Raw genomic sequence first — 24,242 nt, forward strand, 5'->3', positions numbered from 1 at the left:
GGTTGCATTATGCGGGGACACCGAATTGCGGGTCAAGCCCTCCCCGCCCTGTGAACGCGACAATTACTCGACGTCCTATCAGGGGATTGGTATGATAACAGTTCATATACGGTTATTTACGTATTCGTTCAAAGGTGGTCTCGTCTTGAAACGTTGGGCAATTTTTATCGTCGTTATTTTTGTGGTGGGACTCGTCGGCAACTGGTTCTGGAAGGAGTTGTCTCCTAACCAGTATGGTCCATTGGCGGACGTGACTTGGAAAACCAGTGGTCTCCCCAACACCGTCCACGTGCATCTGGAAGACGAACAGGGACGACCGCTCGTCGCGACGCTGTTGACGATTTACACCGATGACAACGAATACGATTTTACCACGAATATGCAAGGTGATGCGAATATCGTTTGCACCGGACAAGTTTTGTTCGGAATAGAGTCGCAACATCGAACCGTGTTTTCCAAATCATTGGCCATGTACACTGGTTCCCCCTCTCTAGCGGATGGATTGGACTTTCATATCGTCGCCAAACGGCCTGATCTCATCAGCCGCGGGGCCGGCATCTATGACGAAATGAAGCGTGAGGAGGAACTCTTGGAAGTACTCAAAAAAAATGAAGAGGCCAGAAAAACAGAGGATGTCTCCGCCGATGAAGGCGCGACGCCCCCCACGAAAGAAAAAGATGTAGAGGAGTCAACGCAGCCCAGTACTGACAGCGAAGACGATTCCACTGCAGTTAAAGACTCCGGCGGCGAGCAATGAGCCTCCTGAATGGCGTTTGACCATGTGACGCCTCAACACCGCGGCACGCAACAGAGAGTTGAGAAACGACTTGTCGACAGAATTTTGTCTTGGATTTAGATAATCCTCATTTGTTGGTCCGGAAAGCATCGCTATGAAATACCTGGTTGGCGGTTTGATCCTCGTTTCTGCAATTTGCGTGACGGACGTGCGCGGTGCGGACAAAGCAGCGGACGTTTCGCGGGTGTTGCCGGCAGGTCAATTGCCAGCGGACGCGCGGCTGGGGACGCCTCGTCATTTGCGAGACAAGAATCACCCGTGGGCGCCTCCAGCGACCAAAGCTGCGTGGCTGCGGGAAGCGGACGCGATTCGCAAGCAGGTGTTGGTGAGCACCGGATTGTGGCCCTTGCCTCCCCGCCCGGAACCGAAACCGACCATTCACGGCAAGATCGACCGCGATGACTACACCGTGGAAAAGGTGTTTCTCCCCTCGGCTCCCGGACACTACGTGACAGGCAACTTGTATCGCCCCAAAAATCGGCCCGGGCGATTGCCAGCGGTACTCGCCCCCCATGGTCACTGGAACCAGGGTCGCTTTTATGATGCCGGTGAAGAGGCGGCAAAAAAACAAATTGAAGGGGATGACGAAAGCCTTATGTCGGCTGCGCGCTATCCGCTGCAGGCCCGCATGGTGGGACTGGCTCGCATGGGGTGCGTTGTCTTTCACTATGACATGGTGGGTAACGCCGACAGCAAGCAAATCGGACATACCCAAGGTTTCCGCGACGTTGAGGCCTTGTCGCGTCTACAAAATTTCATGGGATTGCAGACATACAATTCACTCTGCGCACTAGACTTTCTCGCTTCGCTGCCCGATGTCGACACGGACCGCATCGGCGTGTCGGGCTCCAGTGGCGGCGGGACACAGACGTTTATGCTGTGCGCGATCGACCCTCGTCCAGCAGCCGCCTTTCCGGCGGTCATGGTCTCCACCAACATGCAGGGTGGCTGCATTTGCGAGAATGCTTCTTACCTGCGGTTGGGTATCAACAACGTCGCCATCGCCGCGCTCTTCGCGCCGCGTCCGCTGGGCATGACCGGAGCCAACGACTGGACGATTGACATTGAAACCAAAGGCTTGCCGGAACTCAAGCAGGTGTACTCCTTGTTTGGCGCGCAGGAAAAGGTGGACGCTAAGGCGTTTCCCCAGTTCGGCCACAATTACAACCAGGTGGCACGGGAACGGATGTATGAATGGATGAACCAGCACCTCAAGATCGGACGCGAAACTCCTTATAAGGAAACCGATTTCGAACCCATCCCCCCCGCCGAACTGAGTGTGTTCGACGAGGCCCATCCATTGCCCGAAAACGCATCCGACGCGGCGTCGCTCCGTGAAGCTGTCACGGAGTATCAAAAACAGATGTTCGATAGCCTCCTCCCCAAATCCCAAACAGACGTGGCCAAGTATGAAGAAACGATTCGCGCTGCCGCAAATGTGATGTTGGATACGGGTGTCCCCGCGGCGATGGACCTGGAACGCGAGGATAGGGATACAGCCCACGAATCGGGTTATGACATCTACAAATTGCTCGTCGGCCGCAAGGGTGCGCAGGAACAGGTGCCGTTGATTGCGTTAGTGTCACCCGATTTTAATGGCGAGGCCGTCTTCTGTGTGCATGCCGACGGCAAGGCGGGATTGTTCACCGAAGATGGCGAACCAAAATCAGCAGTCCAAGATTTGCTCGACGAGGGCTTTGCAGTCGTCGGGGCCGATCTGTTTTTGACCGGGGAGTTTGTAGCTGAGGGTGAAAAACCTAAGTACCCGGCGCTGGATGAGAATTATGCGGGTTACACGTTGGCTTATAACCGTTCGGTACTCGCCAATCGTGTTCGCGATATTTTAACGGTGATCGGCACCATGGTCGAAGATGAAAACATCAATACGATTCACTTAATCGGAACGGGCGAAGCCGGCCCGTGGGCGATGTTGGCTCGTGGACTGGCAGGAAAAATGGTCGACAAAACTATCGTGGACGCCAACGGTTTCGGATTTGAATCAGTGACGTCGATCAACGACCCCATGCTATTGGCCGGCGCACTGAAGTATGGCGGACTGGGAGGCCTGACCGCTCTTGCCGCGCCGGCGGAATTGACAGTCGCCGGCACCCAAGGTGTCCCCGACGCTGAGCTACAGCCATTGAAAACCGTCTATGACGCTGCCCAGGGTAAGTTAACGCTGATCGATAAGAAGCTCGATATGAATGGGGCAGCGGAGTTGTTGTTGAAATAGACTTGCGACTCTGCATCACACCCCGCAGTTTTACCCGATTGCGTCGCACACGCGTCGCTTGCCGTTTCCATTCGATGACCCCTGGCTGCCCATGCCACACGCCTTGCTCGAAACCGAAGAATATGTGGAACAGGCGTATTTCTTTCGCGTGTTTCGTCAGCGGTTGGAGGATAGCGTCCCGTCGCAAGTGATTCTGGCCGACCTCAAAGAAGAAATTCTGGCCACCACAAAATTGCCGATGGCCCTCGATTTTCTGGTGGGCGAGATGGTGCTCAACGGACGGATGGCCGCGGGGATGGCGCGGCTGGATCACTATTTCACCGAGTTTCAAACCTACATCATCTCAGCTGCCGAAGACGATTATTCCCGCTTTGATCAGCGGACGGCGCTGGAGATTTTGCAATACGAAGCGGAATATCGCATCAAGGACCCCACACCCGCCGGTATGTTCGTCTATCACTTTGAATGCCTCAGCCGCAATAAACTGGGCTACGACGCAGGCATGAAGGCGATGGCGGGCGATCCAATTTATGATAAAGATTGGTCCGAATGGATCCTGCGCACGCGTCTCCAGTTGGGGGCAACCGATTTTGCCGATCTGATTTGCATGCGCTCACAGTACTCTGTGGATGAGTACCGTCGTAAGAATCGCAATCCCGACTACGAACCGGCCGAGCCGGTGCTGTTCGGGCACAAGGCGGGCCGCATTGCTTATGCGAACCGCGGCCGCGATCCGTTATACATGTTCGCCGCCCTACAGCGCCACCTGGGATACCCGGCGGTCCCCCGCCCGCAACCCAAGACCTCACAAGAGTCGCTGGTCGGTGAATTAAAAGCCAAGCTCCTCAACATGGAAAAACGGCTGACGCTCTTGGAGCGTGAATCCAAAAACCAACTCGACATCAGCGAGTTCTACGTCAAACCCGACACGCCGGCCGAATCACCGTGGAAAGAGGCTGCCGAAAAAGAACACCGCGACCAGGAGAGTTAATCCATCCCCTGCGCAACAAAGTGCGTCGCGTCTGTTGATCAAGGTCGTAGCATTCAATAACTTCTCTTAGGCTTCTTTGTGCCTCCGTAGGCCGTCTGTTTACAGCTTCGATGGGTGCGTCGTGTTGCGTTGAGCGCTAATAAACTATGGGCGGTCAACTCGGCGAGGTAGCAAATCGCTCGGTAAAGCGAAAACCCTAACCCCGGCCCTCACCCGGAGGGAGAGGGAGCAGGTTTTATGGAGGGCGCGTTACAAGACTGGCGAAAAGATCTTCATCAAATTTTCGCTCAGCCGTTGGCCGAGACCGCGGTTTTCCCAGGACTCGCTGTCAATCACCCGCGCTGAAGCGATGTCTTTCTCAAATGCGGTTTCCAGTTGCCGCGCCATTTCCTGATCATAGACGGCGACGCCCACTTCGAAGTTGAGCAACAAACTGCGCACGTCGAAATTCGCCGTCCCGACTAGTGACCAATTGCCATCGATCGTTAACGTTTTGCTATGCAGCAATCCTTTTTGGTATTCAAAGATTTCGACACCGGCATCCAACAATTCATCGTAGTAGCCGCGGCCTGCGTACAACATCCACCGATAAGCCCCCCGTCCGGACAATAACAAGCGGACCTTGACCCCGCGAAATGCGGCGGTCGTTAGTGCAGCCATTAACGGTTCTGTTGGCACGAAGTAACTTGTTGCCATCGTGATATTTTGTTCGGCTTTAGCAATCGCAGCGAAGAACAACGCGTGAAACGAATTGAATTCATCGATCGGCCCCGACGAGACGATCTGGGCAATGTTGTCGCCACTGATGCGCGGGTCGGGATAGAGCGCCGGTTGGGTCAATTCTTCGCCGACCGCATAAAACCAGTCTTCGGCGAAGACTTGTTGCAACTGCAAAACGACCGGGCCTTGCATCTTTAAATGTGTATCTCGCCAATACCCCAGTTGCGGATTGCGTCCTAAGTATTCGTCACCGATGTTCATCCCTCCGGTGAATCCAATTTGCCCGTCGACGATCACAATCTTACGATGGCTGCGCAGATTGATAGACCATCGTTCACGGAAAGATCTTCCCGGTAGAAATGCAGCGACTTGGATGCCCGCATCGATCATCGGACGAAGAAATTTGCGACTAAGGAACATCGAGCCGATGCCGTCATACAAAAACCGGACGGTCACACCCGCGTGAGCTTTTTGAATCAACAAGTCCCGCACGCGGGTGCCAGTGCGGTCCATTTGCCAAATGTAGTACTCCAAATGCAACGAATGCTCAGCGGCAAGAATCGCCTGTTCGATCAAGCCCAAGGTTTGGTTGGTATCGTTGAGCAACTCGATACGATTATTGATGGTCGGCCGCGTGGAAGAGAGACGGTTGATCAACCGCACAATGTTCTGCTGCTTGGTGGTGAGACCTTCGCCGGGGAGCAATTGATAGTGCGTGAGTTCAGGAAGTAGCCGCGAGATTTCCCGATCGGAGACCGTTTTACGCCTCACGCGCCGTTGTACGCGGTTGACACCGAAGACGACGTAGAACAACGCGCCAAAATATGGGGCGAGTACGATTAAAAATAGCCAAGCCACGGTTGAGACCGGCCGTTTCTTTTGCAGCAGCAGAACCGGGATCAACAGCAACGTTACGAGGTAACCGCAAAGTGTGATCCAGAAATAGAGCGTGAGCATGATGCGTTTCAGTCGAGGTGTCGCGGTCGTGGACTTCTGCGCCGATTTGTATCCCATCCCACCGATGTGCCACTATGGCCCCAATTGTTAACGAAACAATTCAGCGCCATCGTTCATTCGAGACACGCGGCTACCCAACATTCTACCGGTTCTCGCCGCATGAACAACAAACCGGCTGAGGAGACTCGTCGTCGCCGGTGATCACTGTTATCCTAAGACCGTAATCAGCCTGGTTTCGAGGGACTTGCTCGCCACCATGACATGTCCCAATCTTCGCAGGGAATGTCGCGACGCAGCTTTCATAGTCCGAGGGTGATTCACAAATTGACGACACAATCTGCGCAGTGGGAGAACTGCCTTCACGACCCTGCCGGGTCGGGAATCTCCGCGTAAAACAGTACTAATGAATCTAAGGATACCGAAGATGAAATTCGCCATTTGCCAAGAATTGTTTGTTGACTGGGATTGGGAACGGCAGTGCAAGTTTATCGCTGATGTCGGGTACACGGGGATTGAAGTCGCTCCGTTCACACTGGCTGACCGAGTCACCGACGTCACCGCTGAACAACGCCAAACCTTGCGCAAGCAAGCAGAAGACGCTGGGTTGGAAGTCGTTGGCTTGCATTGGCTTCTGGCGAAAACCGAAGGACTACATCTGACCACTGCCGACGCAGGAGTTCGCAGTAATACGGCGGACTATATTGCCGAGTTGGCCCACGCATGTGCTGATTTGGGGGGCGAGGTTCTTGTGTTTGGCTCGCCTCAACAACGGAACCTCGAAGAGGGTATGTCGCGGGAACAGGCGATGGCCAATGCGGCTGAGGTGTTCCGACAGGCGATGCCGGTTCTGAGTGACCGCAATGTGAAGTTGTGTATGGAACCGCTCACGCCGAAGGAAACAAACTTCATCACCACCTGCGCCGACGGGGTGGAGTTGATGGGGTTGGTGGACCATCCGAATTTCATTTTGCATCAAGATGTCAAAGCCATGTTGAGCGAGTCGGATTCGATTCCGGAATTGATACATCGTCACGCAAAAGTGACCGGACATTTTCATGTCAACGACAGTAACTTATTGGGACCGGGAATGGGCGAAACCGACTTCGCGCCGATCTTCAAAGCGTTGTTGGAAACGCAATACGATGGTTGGGTCTCGGTGGAAGTTTTCGATTACAAACCAGGCGCAGAACTGATCGCGCGCGAAAGTTTTCGTTACATGCAAGAGACGCTTAACGCAGTTTCCTAGACGTCAACGGTGCGTACTTTGACGTTTTTTTGTTAAAAAAATGAAAGTTTGCAAAAAAAATTTCGCAGGGGAAATACCCTGCATCGAAGGCATGCTTAACAACGCAACAATACGATAGTGCGTAGCACGCGCAGCGCATCCTGAAAAACGATGTACGCGATTAACGCTTGTTTTATAGGCGTTTTTCGCGTTTTTTCATGCGCGGTGTTGCGCGCGTTCTTTGTTGCGATAAAGAATTCTATGTCAGTGAATCGTTAAGACGCATCGCGCAAAGCATTCACAGCAAAGCAATTGAAACGAAAAATGATCCACAGTCGTCTTGCACAATCTCTCGAAATGCTTACCATGTCGACGTGTCAAGTGAACACTCTAATTTTTCAAGAGTTCGAGAGTTATGAATTGCTTGAATTTCGATTCAAAGTTTGCGGTTGATAACGCGACTGTTGATCAATGAGCGTTCCTGCCACTTGTCATGTACGACAAGTTGGAATGGATTCATGTTTCGGTGTTGTGTGGTTTGTCTTTGCCGAAATTAAAGCCCGGTGCCAGCGGCGAGACGACTACCAAATTGGCTCTGTAAGGAGGAACTTCTGTGGCCAAGAAAAAAGCAGCGAAGAAAGCTGTCAAGAAGGCAGCAAAGAAAAAGGCGACTAAGAAGAAGGCCGTGAAGAAGAAGGCGACCAAGAAAAAGGCCGTCAAGAAAAAGGCCGTCAAGAAAAAGAAGAAGGCGACCAAGAAAAAAGCGGCTAAGAAAAAAACCGCTAAAAAGAAAGTCGCTAAGAAGAAGGTAGCCAAGAAGAAGGCGGCCAAGAAAAAAACCGCCAAAAAGAAAAAGAAGAAAAAGTAGCAATACTTCTTTGGTGAAATAATCGACTGCCGGCTCCACCGGCACACGGGTTACAACGAGAAGAAGCGGCTGGTTTACGCCAGCCGCTTCTTTCTATTCCTAGGGAGCCAAACGAGTTAGCCGTACTGCTGCCTAAAGATACATGTTGACTAGGTTCTCCAGCATCTCCTGACGTCCGCTTTCGTTAGGATGCACCTCTCCCGCCTCCAGCATGTAAGACTCTAAGTCGGCAAAGGTGACCGACCCCGCCTCGATCTTCGCTCCGATCCCTTCGTCAAAACTGCGATAGCGGTTCTTGACGAAATCACTCAACACCCCATCGGCACGGATCGCTGCCGCAATTTTCAGCCCGTGCGCAAAGGCATCCATGCCACCGATGTGCGCGTGGAACAAATCGATTGGCTCGAAACTTTCGCGACGAACCTTGGCGTCAAAATTGACCCCGCCGGGCGCCAAACCGCCTTGATCCAAAATCGCCAACATGCATTGCGTGGTCAGATAAATATCGGTTGGAAATTGATCCGTATCCCATCCCAGCAATAGGTCCCCGGTGTTGGCATCGATACTTCCCAGCCCGCCTTGGATCGACGCATAGATCAACTCATGCGCCATCGTATGCCCGGCCAGCGTGGCGTGGTTGGTTTCGATGTTGAGCTTCACATGATCCAGCAGATCATATTGCCGTAGAAAGTTCAGACAAGCAGCGGCATCGAAATCGTATTGATGTTTGGTTGGTTCTTTCGGCTTCGGCTCAAACAAAAACTGACCGGTGAAGCCAATGCTCTTTGCATGTTCTACCGCCATGTGCATGAACGCCGCTAAGTGATCCAACTCGCGTTTCATGTCGGTGTTGTACAGATTCATGTACCCTTCGCGACCGCCCCAAAAGACGTAGTTCTCGCCGCCGAGTCGGTGCGTGACTTCCATCGCTTTTTTGACTTGGGAGGCAGCGTAGGCGAAGACATCGGCGTTGCAGGAAGTCGCCGCTCCGTGCAGATACCGCGGATGCGAAAACAAATTGGCGGTCCCCCACAACAGATCGATACCGGTCCGCTGTTGTTCCTCGGCCAAGGCATCGGCGACGGCGTCGAGGTTTTTGTGGCTTTCGGCCAAGGTCGCGCCTTCGGGAGCGACGTCGCGGTCATGGAAGCAATAAAACGGTGCGCCGAGCTTTTCGATAAATTCAAACGCGACCCGCACGCGATTGATTGCGTTCTCTACGCTTTCGGTCCCGTCATCCCACGGCCGCTGCAAGGTCCCAGCGCCAAACGGGTCGGCTCCGGTGCCGCGAAACGTATGCCAGTAACAAACGCTGAATCGCAACTGGTCCCGCATCGAGCGACCTTCGACGATCTCGTCGGCATTGTAGTGCCGAAACGCCAAGGGGTTTTTGCTCGTGGGACCTTCGTATTCAATTTTGGAAATGTCTGTAAAAAATGCCATCGCTGTTTCCTCATAAATGTGTTGATCGCTGAATGTGCAGTCACCGAGTTTACCGCCGAAGGATGGTGCCGAAAAGCGACGCCGCGCGGAAAATCACGGACTCGCTCGCATTCATATTTTAAGGCCGCAAAGTATGCCAATAGACTGCTGTTACTCGGCATTTGCTTCCGTTCGAGATATACTAAATGGCAGTGATTTGAGTACTCCTGTTGAAGGCGCAAGATGCGGATTCGAATGGCAACAATTCAACGATGTTTCGTAGCCTCATTAAAACGTATAAGCGTTTTTGTTGGACTTTGGATATTCCTGACGATCGCCCCGCAGCTGCGAGCTGATGAGCAGTTTTTCTTGGAGCGCGTCGCACCAGTGCTCGAACGACGTTGCGTGCGTTGCCACAATGGAGACAATGCAAAAGGGGGCTTGGATCTCTCTTCGTCCCAAGGGCTGCACGATGGGGGCGATAGCGGCGCGGCAGTTGCTGCTGCGGTTGAGGACAGTCTGCTGTTGGAGATGGTCACCGGCGACGATCCTGCGATGCCCGAGGGTGGCCCTGCCCTGACCCAAGAGCAAATCGCAGATTTGCGGCAATGGATTACCTCCGGGGCGACTTGGCCGAAGACAACAATCCTCCAACCAAAGCCGGGTGATGGCGATTGGTGGTCGCTACGACCGCTTGCCAACCCGCCGGTTCCGCAAGCGACGTCGCCGTGGATCCGCACGCCGGTTGATGCGTTCATTCTTGAACGACTCACGCAGAAAAAACTCACCCCCAACCAGGAAGCGGATCGTCGCACGCTCATTCGCCGGCTGACATTTGATCTGCACGGTCTGCCGCCGACACAGGAGGAGATTGACGCATTCGTGGCCGACTCTGACCCGGCCGCCTATGACAAATTGGTCGACCGGTTGTTGGCTTCGCCGCGGTATGGCGAACGTTGGGCGCGGCATTGGCTCGATGTGGTGCATTACGGTGATACGCACGGCTACGACAAAGACAAGCGTCGCCCCAATGCATGGCCCTATCGCGATTACGTCATTCGTTCACTCAACGAAGACAAACCCTATACGCAATTTATCCGCGAACAATTGGCCGGGGACGTGCTCTTTCCTGGCGAACCGGATGGCATTATCGCGACCGGTTTTGTCGTTGCCGGGCCGTGGGATTTTGTGGGACACGTGGAACTGCGCGAAGGAACACTCGATAAAACAATCACTCGCAACCTCGACCGTGATGATATGGTCACGAACACCATGGCCACCTTTTGCAGCTTGACGGTGCACTGCGCGCGGTGTCACGACCACAAGTTCGATCCCATCACCCAAGCGGATTACTACAGCCTGCAAGCGGTGTTCGCCGGGATCGATCGCGCACCACGTCCCTATAAAATCGATGCCGAGATTGAAGCAGAACGCACACAATTGACGGCGGAGCGAAACGACCTCCGCGCAAAAATCAATGCTGCCAAAAAAGCCAAAACTGACTTGGCGGAACTTGAAAAACAGTTGGCCCCCATCGAAGCGTCATTGGCTAAGTTGCCAAAACCGCCATTGGTTTATGCCGCTGCGACCAATTTTCCCCACGCGGGAAGTTTCCGCCCGACCGGTGGCAAGCCGCGTGAGATTCATTTGCTCAATCGGGGAAGCGAGAAACAGCCGGGTGAAATGATGCAGCCTGGAACGGTTGGTTGCATCCCCGGATTGCCGTCGCGATTCCAACTCGACAATCCTGATGACGAAGGAGCAAGGCGGGTCCAATTGGCGGCTTGGATCACCGACGTCAAAAACCCGCTCACGTGGCGGTCGATCGTCAATCGCGTATGGCATTATCATTTTGGCAGCGCCATCGTTGATAGCCCCAACGATTTTGGTCACATGGGGGCTACGCCGACGCATCCCGAACTACTCGACTGGCTGGCGGCCGATTTTCGCGACAACGGGCAGTCGCTCAAACGATTGCACAAGCTGATCGTCACCAGCGCCTCCTATCGTCAGTCGACGGCGTATGACGAACACAATGCGAAGATCGATTCGGGGAATCAATTCCTGTGGCGGATGAATCGCCGACAATTGGAGGCCGAAGCGCTGCGAGATGCCGTGTTGGCGACCAGCGGAAAATTGGACACGACCATGTATGGGCCGGGATTTGATCTGTTTGGTTTCATCGACGACCATTCGCCGCATTATTTGTACGACAAATATGATCCCGATGATCCCCGCGGATTGCGACGGAGCATTTATCGCTTCATCGTCCGCTCAGTCCCCGATCCATTCATGGAAACCCTCGACTGCGCCGATCCCTCGCAGAATGTGCCGGTGCGAAATTCCACCGTCACAGCCCTGCAGGCGCTGTCGCTGCTCAACAACAAATTCATGGTGCGACAAGCGGAGCATTTCGCTGCAAGAGCCCAAGCGCAAGCTGAGGGGCTGCCGGCACAAATTGCCTTCGCCTTTCAGACCGCCCTGGGACGCGTGCCAAGCGAGCAAGAATCGCAAACGCTAACTGCGTACGCCGAACAACACGGCCTAGCCAATGCCTGCCGGTTGTTGTTTAACGCAAACGAGTTTTTGTTCGTCGATTAAATACACCGATAAGCGGTGGGTGCCTCTCCCGTTGTTCGATACGTTGTTAGGGGCGGTTTTTGTATTTCTTGCTGGCATCGGTGAGGATTTTGCGTTCCTCATCGGTCAGGCTGGCTTCGCCCTGCTCTTGAATTTTGATCAAAATCTCGTCCACACGACTGTCGAGATTTTGTGACGGTGGCGACTCCGGCGGTTGATAGGCGCGAATGTTGGGATTGGACTTGGGACCGCGCTTGGGCATTTTCCAATTGCCGAAACTGAGCAGCGGCATGATCCGCCAACCGAAGTATTTGTAGGCGACACCAAACGCCGCTCCGCCCAAGTGCGCCGCGTGGGCGATCACCGAATCACCGGGTCTGATGACGCCAAACAGATCAATGGCCGCGTAACCAACCGCTAAGAATCGAAACTCGATGGGGATCACGAACATAAACAGGATCGTCATCCGCGGGTAAAGCATGGCACACAAAAAGACGACCGCATTCACGCCGCCCGAAGCCCCGATCACCCCGGCGATGTTTCCATCAACAAGTTGAATCGCGACGTGGCATAATCCGCTGACAACAACGCCGGTCAGATAAAATGCCAGAAATTCTTTGGAGCCGTAAATCGGTTCGACAATGCGACCAAACATCCACAGCACGTACATGTTGAAAAAAATGTGCATAAAGCTGCCGTGGCAAAAACCGTAGGTGACCAGCCGCCAGATTTGGAATTGTTCCAGGGAACGGAGACTCAAACTGAGATAATTCGATATCTGGTCGTCCATGACGATAAAGCCTCCGGCATTGACCGGCTGCTTGGAGAGCTGCTGCAGCAGAAAAACGGCAATGTTGGCGACCAACAGGTAATTGATCGCCCAATTGCCACCGGAGTTGCCATAGCCGCCGCCATAGCCACCGCTATTGCCGCTGCGAGCGTAGTCTCTATTTTCAAGTCCCATTTGATTTCTTACACGTTGGGGAAGATGTTGGCGTGCGAGGCGGGCACCCTGCCTGACGCGGAATCGGATTATACGCACTGCCGCGTTGAGACGAAACCCGTCTGTTTACTGATCGGGTGCTTTTGGCATGGCAAACCGCAGATTCTGCTGGCACAATGATGCATAATGCGCAGTGTATATGATCATGACCGCTCAGTCGTTCTACATCGGGAGGCCCCAAGATGCCGACAACGAATCGTCGCACGTTTCTACAAGGCTCCGTAATAACCGGCCTGGGCACCATGGCCATGCCGACGTCGACACGTGCCGCCAGCGCGGCGGACAAGGTGACTGTGGGACTGATCGGCTGCGGCGGGCGGGGAAGGTATCTTTCCGGCCTGTTCGCCAATGAGAAAAACGTGGAGGTCGCCTATCTCTGCGACGTCGACCAGGACCGGCTCGCTCGTGGAAGACGCGAGATCTCCGGCAAGACTCCCCAGGCGGTCAATGATATGCGGCGGGTGCTGGACGACAAAACTGTCGACGCGGTGATTGTCGCCACCCCCGACCATTGGCACGCGCCGGCAGCAATTTTAGCCTGCGAGGCGGGCAAGCATGTGTATGTCGAAAAACCGTGCTCGCACAACATTCGCGAAGGCCGTTTGTTGGTTGATGCAGCACGACGCAACAAACGGATTGTGCAACATGGGACACAAGTCCGCAGCACCGATATGATGATTGAAGCAGTACAAAAACTGCGAGAAGGAATCATCGGCGACGTGCTGGTCGTCAAAGCCTGGAATATTCAGAAACGCAAATCCATTGGTCATGGCAAACCAAGTGAGGCGCCCGCCGGCCTGGATTACGACAACTGGGTCGGTCCGGCGGCCATGGTCCCGTACCAGGAGAACCGCGTCCACGACGGTTGGCATTGGTGGTACGACTTTGGTACGGGCGATATGGGAAACGATGGCGTGCACGATATTGATTATGCGCGCTGGGGACTGGGCGTCACGACGCATCCCTCGAAAGTCACTGCCGTGGGTGGGAAATATTTCTTTGACGACGACCAACAGTTTCCCGATACACAGCAAGTCACCTTCGAATATCCCGGTGACGGTAAGCCGGGTAACCGGCGAATGTTCATCTACGAACAACGATTGTGGTCCACCAACTATCCACACAACGTCGATAGTGGTGCTGAGTTTTACGGGACCGACGGACAACTGTTTCTCAGCCGCCGCGGCAAGATTCAGGTGCTCGGTCAGCGCAATCGTCGCACCGAAGTCGCTGTGGCGCCCGAACCGCAAAACGCCGAGAAACATGTCGCCGATTTTCTCGACAGCGTGCGCAACGAACGCCGTCCACATGGTGATATTCAGCACGGCCACCTCAGTTCGTCACTATGCCATCTGGGTAACATCGCAACGCGCTTAGGCCGTTCGCTGGAATTCGATCCCGAGCACGAAACGTTTATCAACGATGACGAGGCGAACGCGCTGGTGTCACGCCCCTACCGCGACCACTGGGGTGCTCCTGTGGGGGCATAGGAGTTTTCGCCCTTGCCCTGGTTCCCAAACTCCGTTTGGGAAAGAAGAGAGGGGAATGAGGAGACAGAGACGTTTCGGATCAGTCTTTCACGACCGGATTGACAAGTGTGCCGATGCCGGTGATGGTGATTGCGACTTCATCACCATGCTCTAATGTGAATTCATCCGGGGGGACGATGCCGGTGCCGGTGAGCAGGATCGCGCCGTGTGGGAAGTCGTTTTCTTTTCCCAGCCAACTGATGAGATCTTCGAAGCTGCGGGCCATTTGATCGACGTTGGTCTCGCCAGAGAAGACCTCGCTGCCGCCTCGTTTGATCGACAGGACAATACTGGTGCCGGCGCGGTCGATCGGTTTTTCTGGAATCAGGACGCATGGTCCCAAGCCGCAGCATTGGTTGTAGAATTTTGCCTGGGGCAAGTAGAGCGGATTTTCGCCTTCAATGTCCCGGGCGGACATGTCATTGCCAACTGTCAAACCGACGAGTTTCTTTTCCGGCGACACCATGAGCGCCAACTCAGGTTCTGGAACCGACCACCCGCTGTCGAAGCGAACGCGGACCGGATCGCCGGGCCCGGAGACGCGGCTGGGGGTGGCTTTGAAAAATAACTCTGGACGATCGGCGGTGTAGACGCGGTCGTAGTGAGACGCAGCTGTATCCGATTCTTCCATCCGCGCGACTTGGCTGCGTTTATAGGTCACGCCGGCAGCCCAGATTTCCTGGCGATCGACAGGTGCGCGAAAGTTGACCTCTTCGATTCCAATCGGAGCTGCTTTTTGGTCGATGAGGTATTTGGCCAGCCCGATTGGATCGGGGCTATGCAGCAAATCGGCGAGATTGTGACAATTGTCGACCTGCATCAGGTCCAACATCCGCACGCGTTTCTCTTCAATTAAGGCCAAGTGAGTCGATTGGTCGGCCAGTTGAATCGTTGCCACTCGCATCGCTATGTCGCTCTATGTTCGTGAAGGGCGTTCAACAAGGCTTGCATGTCGCTGGGCAATGGAGCTTCAAACTCGCACCATTGTCCGTCGGCTGGATGTGTGAACGACAACCGCCGGGCATGCAATGCCTGCCGGCTGATGAGCGAGGCACGCCGCCCGCTAGAAGGTTCATCATCGGCATGTTCACTAGTGTAACCGGCTGCGGCAAATTTCTCACCTGTAACGAGCCGTTCCAGGTCCAACTTGGCATGTCCGCCGTAAAGACGGTCGGCGGCAATCGAATGCCCCAGGTACTGCATGTGCACCCGCAATTGATGCGTGCGTCCCGTGCGGGGGTGCAATCGCACATGCGTAAAGCCGCGAAAACGCTCGATGACCTCGTAAAACGTAACCGCCTCGCGCGCTTCGCCGCCGGGCGGGCAGATCGTCATTTTCTCGCGATTCTTGGAATGCACACGCACGTGGGTCTCGATATAGTCGCTATCGAGTTCGACTTCGCCCCACACGATCGCGTGGTACACCTTTTTCACTTCGCGGCGTTCAAACTGGCTGCTCAAGCGATTATGGACCTGATTGTCCTTCGCCACCACCAATAGCCCGCTGGTGTCCCGGTCCAAGCGATGTACGATTCCAGGACGAAAGCGGCCTGCGACATCGCTGAGCGAATCAAAATGATATTGCAGCGCCGCTGCCAACGTCCCGTGCGGATTGCCGCGACCGGGGTGCACAATCATGCCGGCTTGCTTGTTGATGACGACCAGCGAGTCGTCTTCATGAATGATGGAGAGCGGAATGTTCTCAGCCGGGATTCCGCCGTCGGTCACCGTTGGAAGTTGGACCGACAGTATGTCGTTGACCCGTAAACGATGGGCCGGTTTGGCTTCCAACCCATTGACCAAGATCGTTCCGGCAGAGATCGATTTTTGGAATGCGGAGCGGCTAAAGTTGGGATACAGCCGGGTCAAATAGTGATCGAGCCGCCAACCATGCGCGCGGTCTTCCACGGCTAGAGAAATTGGCTCACGCGATTCGGGGGCATTCATTTTGCGTCGTCGGTATTATCGGCGGCGCCGTCCGTGTCAGCCTCGGTCGCGGGTTCGCTGGGTTTGGCCGGAGCATCCACAGGGTCGGCAGGCGCTTCAACAGCGTCGTCGGCCGGGGCATCCGGTGTTTCAGCGGGTGTTTCAGCGGCATCATCAGCCGCTGTATCCGGTTTCGCTTCTGCGTCCGGCTTCGCATCCGTATCAGCGGGGCCTTCATTGTCAGAGTCGTCAAGAGCCGGCAAACCCCGCAATGGGTTTTCCAGACTATTCGGTCCACCGCCAAAGGGTAACTCGCCGGGATCGAAGATATTGCCACCCGGCTGCCCTGAGCCGCTATCCGGCTTGGGAGGTTCGGCCGGTTTGGGATTCTGTTTTTCGAACCACGCATAAAACGCCTGCGGGCCGGATTTGGCCAAATACTCGGCGCGTTCTTGAGACATTTTTTGGTAGACGGAGCCTTTGAATTCGTCGCCGCCCAGATCACCGTACGCAGCGCGTGCAGCTTCCAGATTTCCCAGTGATTCTTCTGCTCGTGCCAAACCAAAAATGGCGCGTTGTTTGATCATTCCATCGCGGTTCTCGACCAATTTTTGGAAGTCGTCGCGCGCCGCGGTCAATTCGGTGACCGCGTTTGCGCGGTCGGTGAACATTCCTTGAATGGCCTGTGACAAGCGTCCTTCCGCTCCCAACAAGATTGCCCAGTCGGCGGCAACAGTCCCTTTGACACGGTCGTTTTCGGCAATCGTGGCAAAATCGTCGGGCGTGCGCGCGGTGGAGAAATCGTACCAAGCGTTTGCGCTCGTCGACGCGGCTTGGGTGGCGTAAATTCGATAACCGGCAATTGCGACCGTGATTACACAAATGACGATCGTGATTTTCATCGCATGTTCTTCGACAAACCGGACGCCTTTCTGCGTCAGCTTGCTCAGATCATTGGTCTGCAACTCGTGGCGGTGTTCGCTTTTCATGATGGTTTATTCAGACTGTCACAGGCAGCCGTCATGGGCGGATGTTGGAAATTTGATCGCTCGACAAAGAAATGCGGTCGGCCGGTGTGCTCAACGTGGTGAGCGGCCCCGTTCCGCCTCTTTTCCGCGTTATTTGCGGGTTAAGAGTTTGTCGCAGCGTTGGACGCGCGAGTATAGATGCGTGGTCCAAGCCCGTCAAGGGGAGCAACTTACGGCGATTCCAACTCATGAGATAAGTTGCGGATGCGATTTCTGGCAACGATGCGACTCAAAATCTCCGGTTTTGTGACCTGCATGCTCAGTTAGGGGCTTTGGCGAGCCGATACTGATTGTATCGATTTGACCGATCGCACGGCTGAAAAACCGCGCGCCGACGCCGCAGGAATTCAATTTGTCATAACCTGCTGCAAAATAGAGCCTTACATCTCGCCTCTTCACTGAGGCTTCGGGAGTATCTGGACATGGAATCTGCCAACGGCAAGCCGACCCTCCGTATTCTGCATCATATGGCCCGCAGTGGGGGCACGATTATTTCCCGCTGTTTGGGCAGCATGCAAGGGGTGACGTTGCTCAGCGAAGTCAGTCCCATTCCCTACCGGGCGATCACACCTGCGACGATCGGTTCCTGCATCCAGTTTCACCCCATCCTGCAAGCCTACAAATGGCATGAATTGTTCACCGTTGAAGAAGCAGAAATGCTGACCGTACAGACGTCGTTGGACTATGCCACCTTGATCGAGCTCGTCCACAGCCGCTGCGCCGCACGGGGACAAACGTTGTTGTTGCGGGACTGGTCGCATGCCGACTTCACCGCGCATCCTCCGTTTCCTGCTCCCACGTACAAGTTGTCGATCGTCGAGGCACTGCAAGACCGCTTCGACATTCGTCACACCGCCAGCGTGCGGCATCCGATTGATCAATGGCTCAGTCTGCGGCGGCTGGCTGTGATTGATGGCCATGTCTCGTTGGCGCAGTATCTAACCGGATATCGGCATTTCGCCGAAAAATGCGTCGAGATGGAATTCGTGCGGTACGACGACCTTGTCAATTCACCGACGACCCAGATTCAAAAACTGTGCCAGCGCTTAGATCTGCAATACGATCCGAGTTTCGAAACCGAATGGGTGAACTACTCCAAAGTCACCGGCGACATGAACCAAAACCGCGCAGAGACGGCGATCAAAAAATTGCCCCGGCGGGATTTCGAACCCGAACTGCTGCAGCAATGCGAAGCCAACGCCGACTATTGGAAGTCGCTGGAGTTATTGGGATTTGCACATCCCGAAGGGGTCGTGGAAAGCGCGCCGACGGCGATTGCCGCCCCGAATTTTCTCTCGCACGTCTCCACAACGGAACAAACGTCGTCGATGTTTCAACAAGAGACACAGTCCTGATTGAACGGTCCAAATTCAACGGTGGCAGCATGTTTGACATCACGTCCATACTGGGCGACGCGCTTTCGGAAATCACCATCGTCGATATCGGTGCAATGGATGTCGGCGGCGAGATGCCGTTTCAGTCGCTGCTCGATCGCGGTTTTGCACATCTGGTGGGATTCGAACCGATTGACCAGGAATGCGAAAAGCTGAATCAACAATCGGCGGACCATCTGACGTATCTGCCGAATTTTGTGGGCGACGGCAATGTCCATCCGTTTTACATCACCCAGGCAGCGATGTCTTCGTCGTTGTACGAACCCAATCGGCCGCTGTTGGGCCACTTTCAGCACCTAGAAGAATACATGAGGGTCGTGCAGACCGCACAGGTGCAAACGCGGCGGTTGGATGAGATTGCCGAAGTGGGTGACGTGGATCTGCTCAAAGTCGATGTCGATGGTGCGGAGCTTGATGTTTTTCGCGGCGCGCCGCGCGTGTTGGAAGATACACTCGTAGTGCAAACCGAAGTTCATTTCGTGCCACTCTACAAACAAGCGCCATTGTTCGCCGATGTGGATAGCCATTTGCGCGAGCAGGGATTTTTGTTTCACCAATTCGAAGGACATGCGGGTCGCGCGTTTAAGCCGTTGATGCTCAGCAACCAACCGTTTCGCGGATTTGGACAATGGCTGTGGGCCGATGCGGTGTATGTCAAAAGTTTTGAGTCCTTTGGTGAATTAACGGCCGACAAACTCCTCAAACTGGCGGTGATCCTGCACGAGGTCTATCGCTCCTACGATATGGCGGCGTTGGCGCTGCGACATTACGACGCCTTGACCGGCGCCAACATGCAACCGACCTATCTAAACCGGCTCGCCAGCGGGAACACCGCCGCAGCCTGACAGCGACTTTCACAAGAATCGAATCCGGCTATGCAGAACAGCTCCCCCGACATCCACGACGCCTTGCGGCTGCATCAAGCGGGCGAACTCGGGCAAGCGACGTCGATCTATCGGCAGGTGTTGTCGATCGATCCGCGCAACGCCGATGCACTGCATTTGTTGGGAGTGGTCGCCTTTCAAAAAGGCGCGCATCAGGAGGCGATTGAATCGATTCAACAAGCGATCGATGTTTCGCCGACCTCGGCCGTCTATCACAACAATCTCGGAGCTGCGCAGCGCGAATTGGCGTTGCTTGACGCAGCGATTGTGAGTTTTGAACGGGCGGCGGAACTCGATGCGAATTACGTCGAGGCTCGCTTCAACCTCGGCAATGCATTGCAAGCTGCCGGTCGACTGGCCGAAGCGGTGACTGCCTACCGGTTGGTGCTGCAGGTACAACCTGAGCATCTCAATGCGCTGAATAATCTTGGAGCGGCACTGCAAACGCAAGGCGATCTTGCGGGAGCGACCGAATGTTTTCAACGCGTCCTGGCCCTCGATGACACCAACGCGGACAGTTGGCACAATTTCGGTCTTTGCCTCGATGCCCAGGACCGCCTCACCGAAGCTGAGGAATGCTTTCGCCGCGCGTTGTCGTGCCGTCCGCAATTTACCGATGCCTACAACAGCCTCGGTTCGGCGCTGCGGATTCAAGGCCGCGTTGATGAGGCTCGTGCTTGTTTCGAACAAGTTTTATCGCTCGACCCACGGCACCATTTGGCGCAATCCAATGCGTTGATGACATTGGACTATGCGGCCGACGTTTGCCCGCAAGAAATCCACCAGCGCCGCTGCCAATGGGGCGACGAGGTTGCCGCACAAATTGCCCCACATCAAACGCATCACAGCAGCGAGATCAATGGCGGGATCATCAAAATCGGTTACATCTCACCCGATTTTCGAGAACATGCGGTGGCGAGTTTTATTCAACCGATACTTGCCAATCATTGCACCGAGTTTGAAGTCCTCTGCTACGCCGATGTTGCCGTCCCCGATAACATGACGCAGCATTTGCAATCTTTGGTGGAAACTTGGCGTAATATCTACGGCATGAGTGACGAACACGTCGCGCAACAAATCGCAGCGGATCGCGTTGATATTCTGGTGGATCTGGCAGGACACACGGCGCGGCATCGGCTGCGCGTTTTTGCCCGCAAACCGGCGCCGATTCAGGTGAATTATCTGGGAGACTCCACCACGACCGGACTGGCGACCATGGACTATCGTATCAGCGATGCTTGGGCTGATCCGTGGTTTAGCGACGAGTATTGCCGCGAGACGTTAATCCGTCTGCCGGGCGGGTTCCTCTGTTTCGCCCCGCCCGAAGCAGCGCCGGAAGTCGCTGAGTTGCCGTGTACGCAAAACGGGTATATCACGTTCGGTTCATTCAATAGTCTCGCTAAAATCACGCCCGACGTAATGCGCACCTGGGCGGAATTATTACGGCAGATGCCCGAATCGCGGTTGTGTTTAAAAAACGGCGCACTGCGTGACGAATCAGTCCGCACGCGCATGACACAACGATTCGAGGAACTCGACATCCCCGCACATCGACTGGAATTGTTGGGCCACGTCGAAGACGCTACGGAGCATTTGGCGCTGTACAACAGAATCGACATCGGTCTGGATACGTTTCCCTATGGGGGCACCACGACGACTTGCGAGGCATTGTGGATGGGCGTACCGGTGGTGACCCTGTCGGGCGCTACGCACGTCAGTCGCGTCGGCACAAGTTTGTTGTCGCAGTTGGGTCTGAACAAGCTGGTGGCTCATGACGAAGCGGAGTACGTGCAAATCGCCGGCGAATTGGCGCGCGATGAACAACGGCTCACCATCCTCCGCAGCGGACTTCGTGACGCCATGCTACGCTCATCCCTGTGCAACGCCGCCGGGTTCACACACCGCTTGGAAATGGCTTATCAAGCGATGTGGCAACAATGGTGCGCATCTTGTGAAACCGCCCCCATCGTCTGCGCGGGGTAAGTCCGCCGCAATATCTCAGTGGATAGGGTACAATATGTCAGCGTGCCACAGTTCTCGCTTCGGTGTCGAACGGAACAATGCCATCGACAAGATAGACGCCCCAACGACGTTCTTGGCCATCAACTATCATTAAGATTTCCGCCGGGCCAGCTTCCAATTCAATCTTATCACGAGGGACAATCCGCCCGGGGCCGACCTTAGCCAAGCGCCATGATTGTCCGTTCGCTTCAAGAAACAACTGCACCTCTGCGGAGTAATGCGGTCGAATGTCTGATTCATCGATCATGTGGATGCATTCCGATGCGATTCGGCAAGGAGTACGATTAGCCACAGATTAACACGGACAAAACACGGATTCAAATTTATCGTTCGATGAATCCCAAACCGACCGCTTGCGGTCGTACATGATGCTCCTTTGGGAATGAGCGTTCCAAATCACACCCTGTAGTGTCTTGTGCAATGCCGCGATACTAATGAAAATCGTAAGCGATTAGACATTGGACACTCCGTCGTCCTCCACTAACCACACCGAGAAAACCATGCCTTGGATTTACCTACTGCTCGCCGGTCTGATGGAATGGGGTTGGCCGGTCGGCTTAAAATATGGCGTCGACGATAAAGGCTACCACTTTTGGCCGCTGGCCGGGGCGGTGGTGTCGATGATTTTCAGCGGCGCGTTTCTTCTGCTTGCGCAACGCACGATTCCCATGGGCACCGCTTACGCTGTCTGGACCGGCATCGGCGCCGTGGGCGCGTTTGTATTGGGTATTTTGCTGTTCAAAGAACCGGCCGAGTTGATGCGGTTTGTGTTTGTGGGTGTGATTATTGTAGGTATTATTGGTTTGAAGATGTCGTCGGGGCATTGAGTGTTATCGAGCACCGGAACGGTAGAGCGCAATATGGCGAAGAAACGAACCACTGCAGAAATCATTGCCGCAGCGCGGAATTCTGATAGAGGTCGCACTCCGACCCCAAAACCGACGCACCATGAAATCCGCGTGATGTCAACAAATGAAGCGGACATCAAAAATGCGTTTGGGGAATTCTGGCAAACGGTTATGACTGTTTTCACCACCTCCCTTACTCCCGAAGAATGGGACATCGTCATTTGTTGTGTCTGGGACGAAGGTCGGGTTGCTGCGGAACCGGCGAAATGTTTGCTTCCCTTTCGCTTTCCACAGACGGAAAGCGACCTGGATCAGAATGTTGAACACTTTAAGATTCCACATATGAATCAGTTCGTTAGCATTTACGTCGCTGAACATGAAAAACAATACATTGCCGTCGATCGATTGCTTCCCGATGAAGGCGCCGACACCGATGCCTTTGACACAGAATTCGCACACCTAACGGATCAAAAAATACAACTTATGCGTGAAACCGCAGATTCATCGACGATCCGTGAACAATTAGAATCCCTGGGCATTTCGAAAAGTATATTTGCTGCAATCGCGTCTGAGACGTATCACGAAGTCAACCTAATCCACATTTTTGGACCTGATCTTCCGTCTCCACAGCCTCCACAAACTTCTCTCGAAGTTTTCAGCCGCTTATTACATCATGCAGATCATTACGTCAGCAAACATTGTGGGTTGGAGTTTGAAGATGGAGCTCTCGTTTCCGTTAAACTGGACGGCGGCGACACGACGGATGCCACAATCGAATTATTAACGGATGTCGAGAATCTTCAAAGCCTTTGTCGCGATCTACGCACAATCAGCATCCTCGAGTCGAAGGTTTCTGAACGGGGCGAGCACAAACTCCGCACGCTTCTGCCGCATGTCAACGTCATCCGCTAGACAGCAGGCCAAACCCCGCCTCACAACCGGCTCGGAAACAACTGCAACTCCGGCACCACCGCCCGGGCCGGCAACCCGGCAACGAATAGCACGGCGTCGGCGATGTCTTGTGGTTGTAGGGCTTGATCGAGGATGTCGCGCGGCGTTGGTGTGGGACGTTTGTCGAGGATTTCGGTGTCGCACAGGCCGGGGAAGATGATGGTTGTGCGAATGCCGTTTGCTTTTTCTTCGACCCGTGTGCCGTGTGCCAAACCGGTCAGGCCGTGTTTGCTGGCTTGATAAGCGACGCCTGAGACGTCCGGCATTTGTACGGCCCCGGTGGAGAGATACACAATCAATCCCCCACCGCCTTCGCGCATCACAGGTACGACCGCGCGGGTGCATAAAAACGCGCCGGTCAGATTGGTTGACAACATCATTTCCCAAGTGTCGGGCGAAAGTGCGTCCAAACTGCGGTCGGGAATGTTCGTGCCGGTGGCATAGACCAATAGGTCGATGCGGCCGAATTTGGCGACGGTTTCTTCGATCAGTCGCTCGACATCGCCCTGGACGGTCGTGTCCACGGGGATAATCTCCAATGGGTGTCCGTTGCTCTCAGCTTCCTGCTGGAGTTCCCGCAACGCCGTTTCCCGCCGTGCCGCAGCCACGACATGCGCGCCGGTAGCAGCCAAAGCCGCAGCGATCGCCCGCCCCATTCCACTAGAAGCCCCGACGACCACCGCGATTTTTCCCGTGTCTGATGAATTCATGTTCCTATCCGCATTTCGTTGAGAACGCACTCCGGCAACAATTTTCACGACGTATTTCTGCCGAGGATAACATCTCACCGGCAACCGGGATACAATACTCAGACGAAAATCAAATTTGAGAAAACCACTGCCAGAATAAAATCAGGAGGCCCCCC

General features: G+C 54.6%; 19 protein-coding genes and 1 pseudogene. 12 read left to right on the forward strand and 8 right to left on the reverse strand.

Annotated features, from left to right (window positions below; all coding sequences use genetic code 11):
- Nucleotides 1–145: 145 nt before the first annotated feature.
- The 3 genes from CA54_RS02100 to CA54_RS02110 all read left to right on the forward strand — a co-directional run bounded on the left by CA54_RS02100 (nucleotide 146) and on the right by CA54_RS02110 (nucleotide 4,020).
- A complete protein-coding gene (locus tag CA54_RS02100; protein ID WP_146369218.1) occupies nucleotides 146–757 on the forward strand; it encodes a hypothetical protein in 612 nt (203 codons plus the stop codon).
- 133 nt (nucleotides 758–890) lie between these two features.
- Nucleotides 891–3,029 carry an alpha/beta hydrolase family protein gene (locus tag CA54_RS02105; protein WP_146369219.1) on the forward strand — a complete coding sequence of 713 codons (2,139 nt, stop codon included), beginning with the start codon at nucleotides 891–893 and terminating at the stop codon, nucleotides 3,027–3,029.
- 91 nt (nucleotides 3,030–3,120) lie between these two features.
- Nucleotides 3,121–4,020 (forward strand): hypothetical protein, encoded by a 900-nt coding sequence (locus CA54_RS02110; RefSeq protein ID WP_146369220.1) that lies wholly within the window; start codon nucleotides 3,121–3,123, stop codon nucleotides 4,018–4,020.
- Between the two features lie 249 nt (nucleotides 4,021–4,269).
- Here CA54_RS02110 and cls read toward each other — a convergent pair whose 3' ends face one another.
- Nucleotides 4,270–5,754, reverse strand: coding sequence for a cardiolipin synthase (gene cls / locus CA54_RS02115; RefSeq protein ID WP_231962937.1), 1,485 nt, complete (start codon nucleotides 5,752–5,754; stop codon nucleotides 4,270–4,272).
- A 367-nt stretch (nucleotides 5,755–6,121) separates the two neighbouring features.
- On the opposite strand from cls, the gene CA54_RS02120 reads away from it, so the two are divergent.
- Together CA54_RS02120 and CA54_RS30135 are read left to right on the forward strand one after the other, a co-directional pair.
- Nucleotides 6,122–6,943 carry a sugar phosphate isomerase/epimerase family protein gene (locus CA54_RS02120; protein ID WP_146369222.1) on the forward strand — a complete coding sequence of 274 codons (822 nt, stop codon included), beginning with the start codon at nucleotides 6,122–6,124 and terminating at the stop codon, nucleotides 6,941–6,943.
- A 721-nt stretch (nucleotides 6,944–7,664) separates the two neighbouring features.
- Nucleotides 7,665–7,745, forward strand: a pseudogene (locus tag CA54_RS30135) (histidine biosynthesis protein HisIE); the annotation flags it as partial.
- A 177-nt stretch (nucleotides 7,746–7,922) separates the two neighbouring features.
- Here CA54_RS30135 and xylA read toward each other — a convergent pair.
- Nucleotides 7,923–9,233, reverse strand: a complete 1,311-nt coding sequence (xylA, locus tag CA54_RS02130) for a xylose isomerase (protein ID WP_146369224.1) — start codon at nucleotides 9,231–9,233, stop codon at nucleotides 7,923–7,925.
- Between the two features lie 366 nt (nucleotides 9,234–9,599).
- On the opposite strand from xylA, the gene CA54_RS02135 reads away from it, so the two are divergent.
- The gene (locus CA54_RS02135) at nucleotides 9,600–11,813 is read left to right on the forward strand and encodes a PSD1 and planctomycete cytochrome C domain-containing protein (protein ID WP_197532132.1); all 2,214 of its coding nucleotides are present in this window, start codon (nucleotides 9,600–9,602) and stop codon (nucleotides 11,811–11,813) included.
- 46 nt (nucleotides 11,814–11,859) lie between these two features.
- Here CA54_RS02135 and CA54_RS02140 read toward each other — a convergent pair whose 3' ends face one another.
- Nucleotides 11,860–12,756 (reverse strand): rhomboid family intramembrane serine protease, encoded by an 897-nt coding sequence (locus tag CA54_RS02140; RefSeq protein ID WP_146369226.1) that lies wholly within the window; start codon nucleotides 12,754–12,756, stop codon nucleotides 11,860–11,862.
- Nucleotides 12,757–12,977: 221 nt separating this feature from the next.
- Here CA54_RS02140 and CA54_RS02145 point away from each other — a divergent pair, with 221 nt between their 5' ends.
- Nucleotides 12,978–14,285, forward strand: a complete 1,308-nt coding sequence (locus tag CA54_RS02145; protein WP_146369227.1) for a Gfo/Idh/MocA family protein — start codon at nucleotides 12,978–12,980, stop codon at nucleotides 14,283–14,285.
- Nucleotides 14,286–14,364: 79 nt separating this feature from the next.
- Here the strand turns inward: CA54_RS02145 and CA54_RS02150 are convergent, their stop codons facing one another.
- From CA54_RS02150 to CA54_RS02160, 3 genes are read right to left on the reverse strand one after another with little or no spacing between them, the layout of a single operon-like run.
- Nucleotides 14,365–15,228, reverse strand: a complete 864-nt coding sequence (locus tag CA54_RS02150; RefSeq protein WP_146369228.1) for a fumarylacetoacetate hydrolase family protein — start codon at nucleotides 15,226–15,228, stop codon at nucleotides 14,365–14,367.
- Nucleotides 15,229–15,230: 2 nt separating this feature from the next.
- A complete protein-coding gene (locus tag CA54_RS02155; RefSeq protein ID WP_146369229.1) occupies nucleotides 15,231–16,271 on the reverse strand; it encodes an RluA family pseudouridine synthase in 1,041 nt (346 codons plus the stop codon).
- Entirely contained in the window at nucleotides 16,268–17,239 is a 972-nt protein-coding gene (locus CA54_RS02160) for a hypothetical protein (RefSeq protein ID WP_146369230.1), read from the reverse strand. Before CA54_RS02160 ends, CA54_RS02155 begins: the two co-directional genes overlap by 4 nt.
- Nucleotides 17,240–17,700: 461 nt before the next feature.
- On the opposite strand from CA54_RS02160, the gene CA54_RS29085 reads away from it, so the two are divergent.
- Genes CA54_RS29085 through CA54_RS02170 form a run of 3 tightly spaced genes read left to right on the forward strand, consistent with a single transcriptional unit; the run spans nucleotide 17,701 to nucleotide 21,539 of the window.
- Nucleotides 17,701–18,633 (forward strand): hypothetical protein, encoded by a 933-nt coding sequence (locus CA54_RS29085; protein ID WP_197532133.1) that lies wholly within the window; start codon nucleotides 17,701–17,703, stop codon nucleotides 18,631–18,633.
- A 29-nt stretch (nucleotides 18,634–18,662) separates the two neighbouring features.
- A complete protein-coding gene (locus CA54_RS02165; protein WP_197532134.1) occupies nucleotides 18,663–19,517 on the forward strand; it encodes an FkbM family methyltransferase in 855 nt (284 codons plus the stop codon).
- Nucleotides 19,518–19,547: 30 nt separating this feature from the next.
- Nucleotides 19,548–21,539, forward strand: a complete 1,992-nt coding sequence (locus CA54_RS02170) for an O-linked N-acetylglucosamine transferase family protein (protein ID WP_146369232.1) — start codon at nucleotides 19,548–19,550, stop codon at nucleotides 21,537–21,539.
- A 37-nt stretch (nucleotides 21,540–21,576) separates the two neighbouring features.
- Here CA54_RS02170 and CA54_RS02175 read toward each other — a convergent pair whose 3' ends face one another.
- On the reverse strand, nucleotides 21,577–21,825 hold the full coding sequence (locus tag CA54_RS02175) for a hypothetical protein (protein WP_146369233.1): 249 nt from the start codon (nucleotides 21,823–21,825) through the stop codon (nucleotides 21,577–21,579).
- A gap of 253 nt (nucleotides 21,826–22,078) precedes the next feature.
- Between CA54_RS02175 and CA54_RS02180 the strand changes: the two genes are divergently transcribed.
- Together CA54_RS02180 and CA54_RS02185 are read left to right on the forward strand one after the other, a co-directional pair.
- Nucleotides 22,079–22,405: a DMT family transporter gene (locus CA54_RS02180; protein WP_146369234.1), complete on the forward strand. Its 327-nt coding sequence runs from the start codon at nucleotides 22,079–22,081 to the stop codon at nucleotides 22,403–22,405.
- A gap of 135 nt (nucleotides 22,406–22,540) precedes the next feature.
- Complete coding sequence (locus tag CA54_RS02185; RefSeq protein WP_146369235.1) at nucleotides 22,541–23,338, forward strand: hypothetical protein; 798 nt, start codon at nucleotides 22,541–22,543, stop codon at nucleotides 23,336–23,338.
- A gap of 20 nt (nucleotides 23,339–23,358) precedes the next feature.
- On the opposite strand, the gene CA54_RS02190 is transcribed toward CA54_RS02185, so the two are convergent.
- Nucleotides 23,359–24,087, reverse strand: coding sequence for an SDR family oxidoreductase (locus CA54_RS02190; RefSeq protein WP_146369236.1), 729 nt, complete (start codon nucleotides 24,085–24,087; stop codon nucleotides 23,359–23,361).
- Nucleotides 24,088–24,242: the final 155 nt, after the last annotated feature.

The sequence above is a fragment of the Symmachiella macrocystis genome, assembly GCF_007860075.1.
Taxonomy (GTDB): Bacteria; Planctomycetota; Planctomycetia; order Planctomycetales; family Planctomycetaceae; genus Symmachiella; species Symmachiella macrocystis.

Bases quoted from the DNA above. Each gene is read 5' to 3' on its own strand.
- CA54_RS02105 (WP_146369219.1), top strand. From the start codon at position 891: ATGAAATACCTGGTTGGCGGTTTGATCCTCGTTTCTGCAATTTGCGTG.
- CA54_RS02110 (WP_146369220.1), top strand. From the start codon at position 3,121: ATGCCACACGCCTTGCTCGAAACCGAAGAATATGTGGAACAGGCGTAT.
- cls (WP_231962937.1), bottom strand. From the start codon at position 5,754: ATGGGATACAAATCGGCGCAGAAGTCCACGACCGCGACACCTCGACTG.
- CA54_RS02120 (WP_146369222.1), top strand. From the start codon at position 6,122: ATGAAATTCGCCATTTGCCAAGAATTGTTTGTTGACTGGGATTGGGAA.
- xylA (WP_146369224.1), bottom strand. From the start codon at position 9,233: ATGGCATTTTTTACAGACATTTCCAAAATTGAATACGAAGGTCCCACG.
- CA54_RS02140 (WP_146369226.1), bottom strand. From the start codon at position 12,756: ATGGGACTTGAAAATAGAGACTACGCTCGCAGCGGCAATAGCGGTGGC.
- CA54_RS02145 (WP_146369227.1), top strand. From the start codon at position 12,978: ATGCCGACAACGAATCGTCGCACGTTTCTACAAGGCTCCGTAATAACC.
- CA54_RS02150 (WP_146369228.1), bottom strand. From the start codon at position 15,228: ATGCGAGTGGCAACGATTCAACTGGCCGACCAATCGACTCACTTGGCC.
- CA54_RS02155 (WP_146369229.1), bottom strand. From the start codon at position 16,271: ATGAATGCCCCCGAATCGCGTGAGCCAATTTCTCTAGCCGTGGAAGAC.
- CA54_RS02160 (WP_146369230.1), bottom strand. From the start codon at position 17,239: ATGAAAAGCGAACACCGCCACGAGTTGCAGACCAATGATCTGAGCAAG.
- CA54_RS29085 (WP_197532133.1), top strand. From the start codon at position 17,701: ATGGAATCTGCCAACGGCAAGCCGACCCTCCGTATTCTGCATCATATG.
- CA54_RS02165 (WP_197532134.1), top strand. From the start codon at position 18,663: ATGTTTGACATCACGTCCATACTGGGCGACGCGCTTTCGGAAATCACC.
- CA54_RS02170 (WP_146369232.1), top strand. From the start codon at position 19,548: ATGCAGAACAGCTCCCCCGACATCCACGACGCCTTGCGGCTGCATCAA.
- CA54_RS02175 (WP_146369233.1), bottom strand. From the start codon at position 21,825: ATGATCGATGAATCAGACATTCGACCGCATTACTCCGCAGAGGTGCAG.
- CA54_RS02180 (WP_146369234.1), top strand. From the start codon at position 22,079: ATGCCTTGGATTTACCTACTGCTCGCCGGTCTGATGGAATGGGGTTGG.
- CA54_RS02185 (WP_146369235.1), top strand. From the start codon at position 22,541: ATGTCAACAAATGAAGCGGACATCAAAAATGCGTTTGGGGAATTCTGG.
- CA54_RS02190 (WP_146369236.1), bottom strand. From the start codon at position 24,087: ATGAATTCATCAGACACGGGAAAAATCGCGGTGGTCGTCGGGGCTTCT.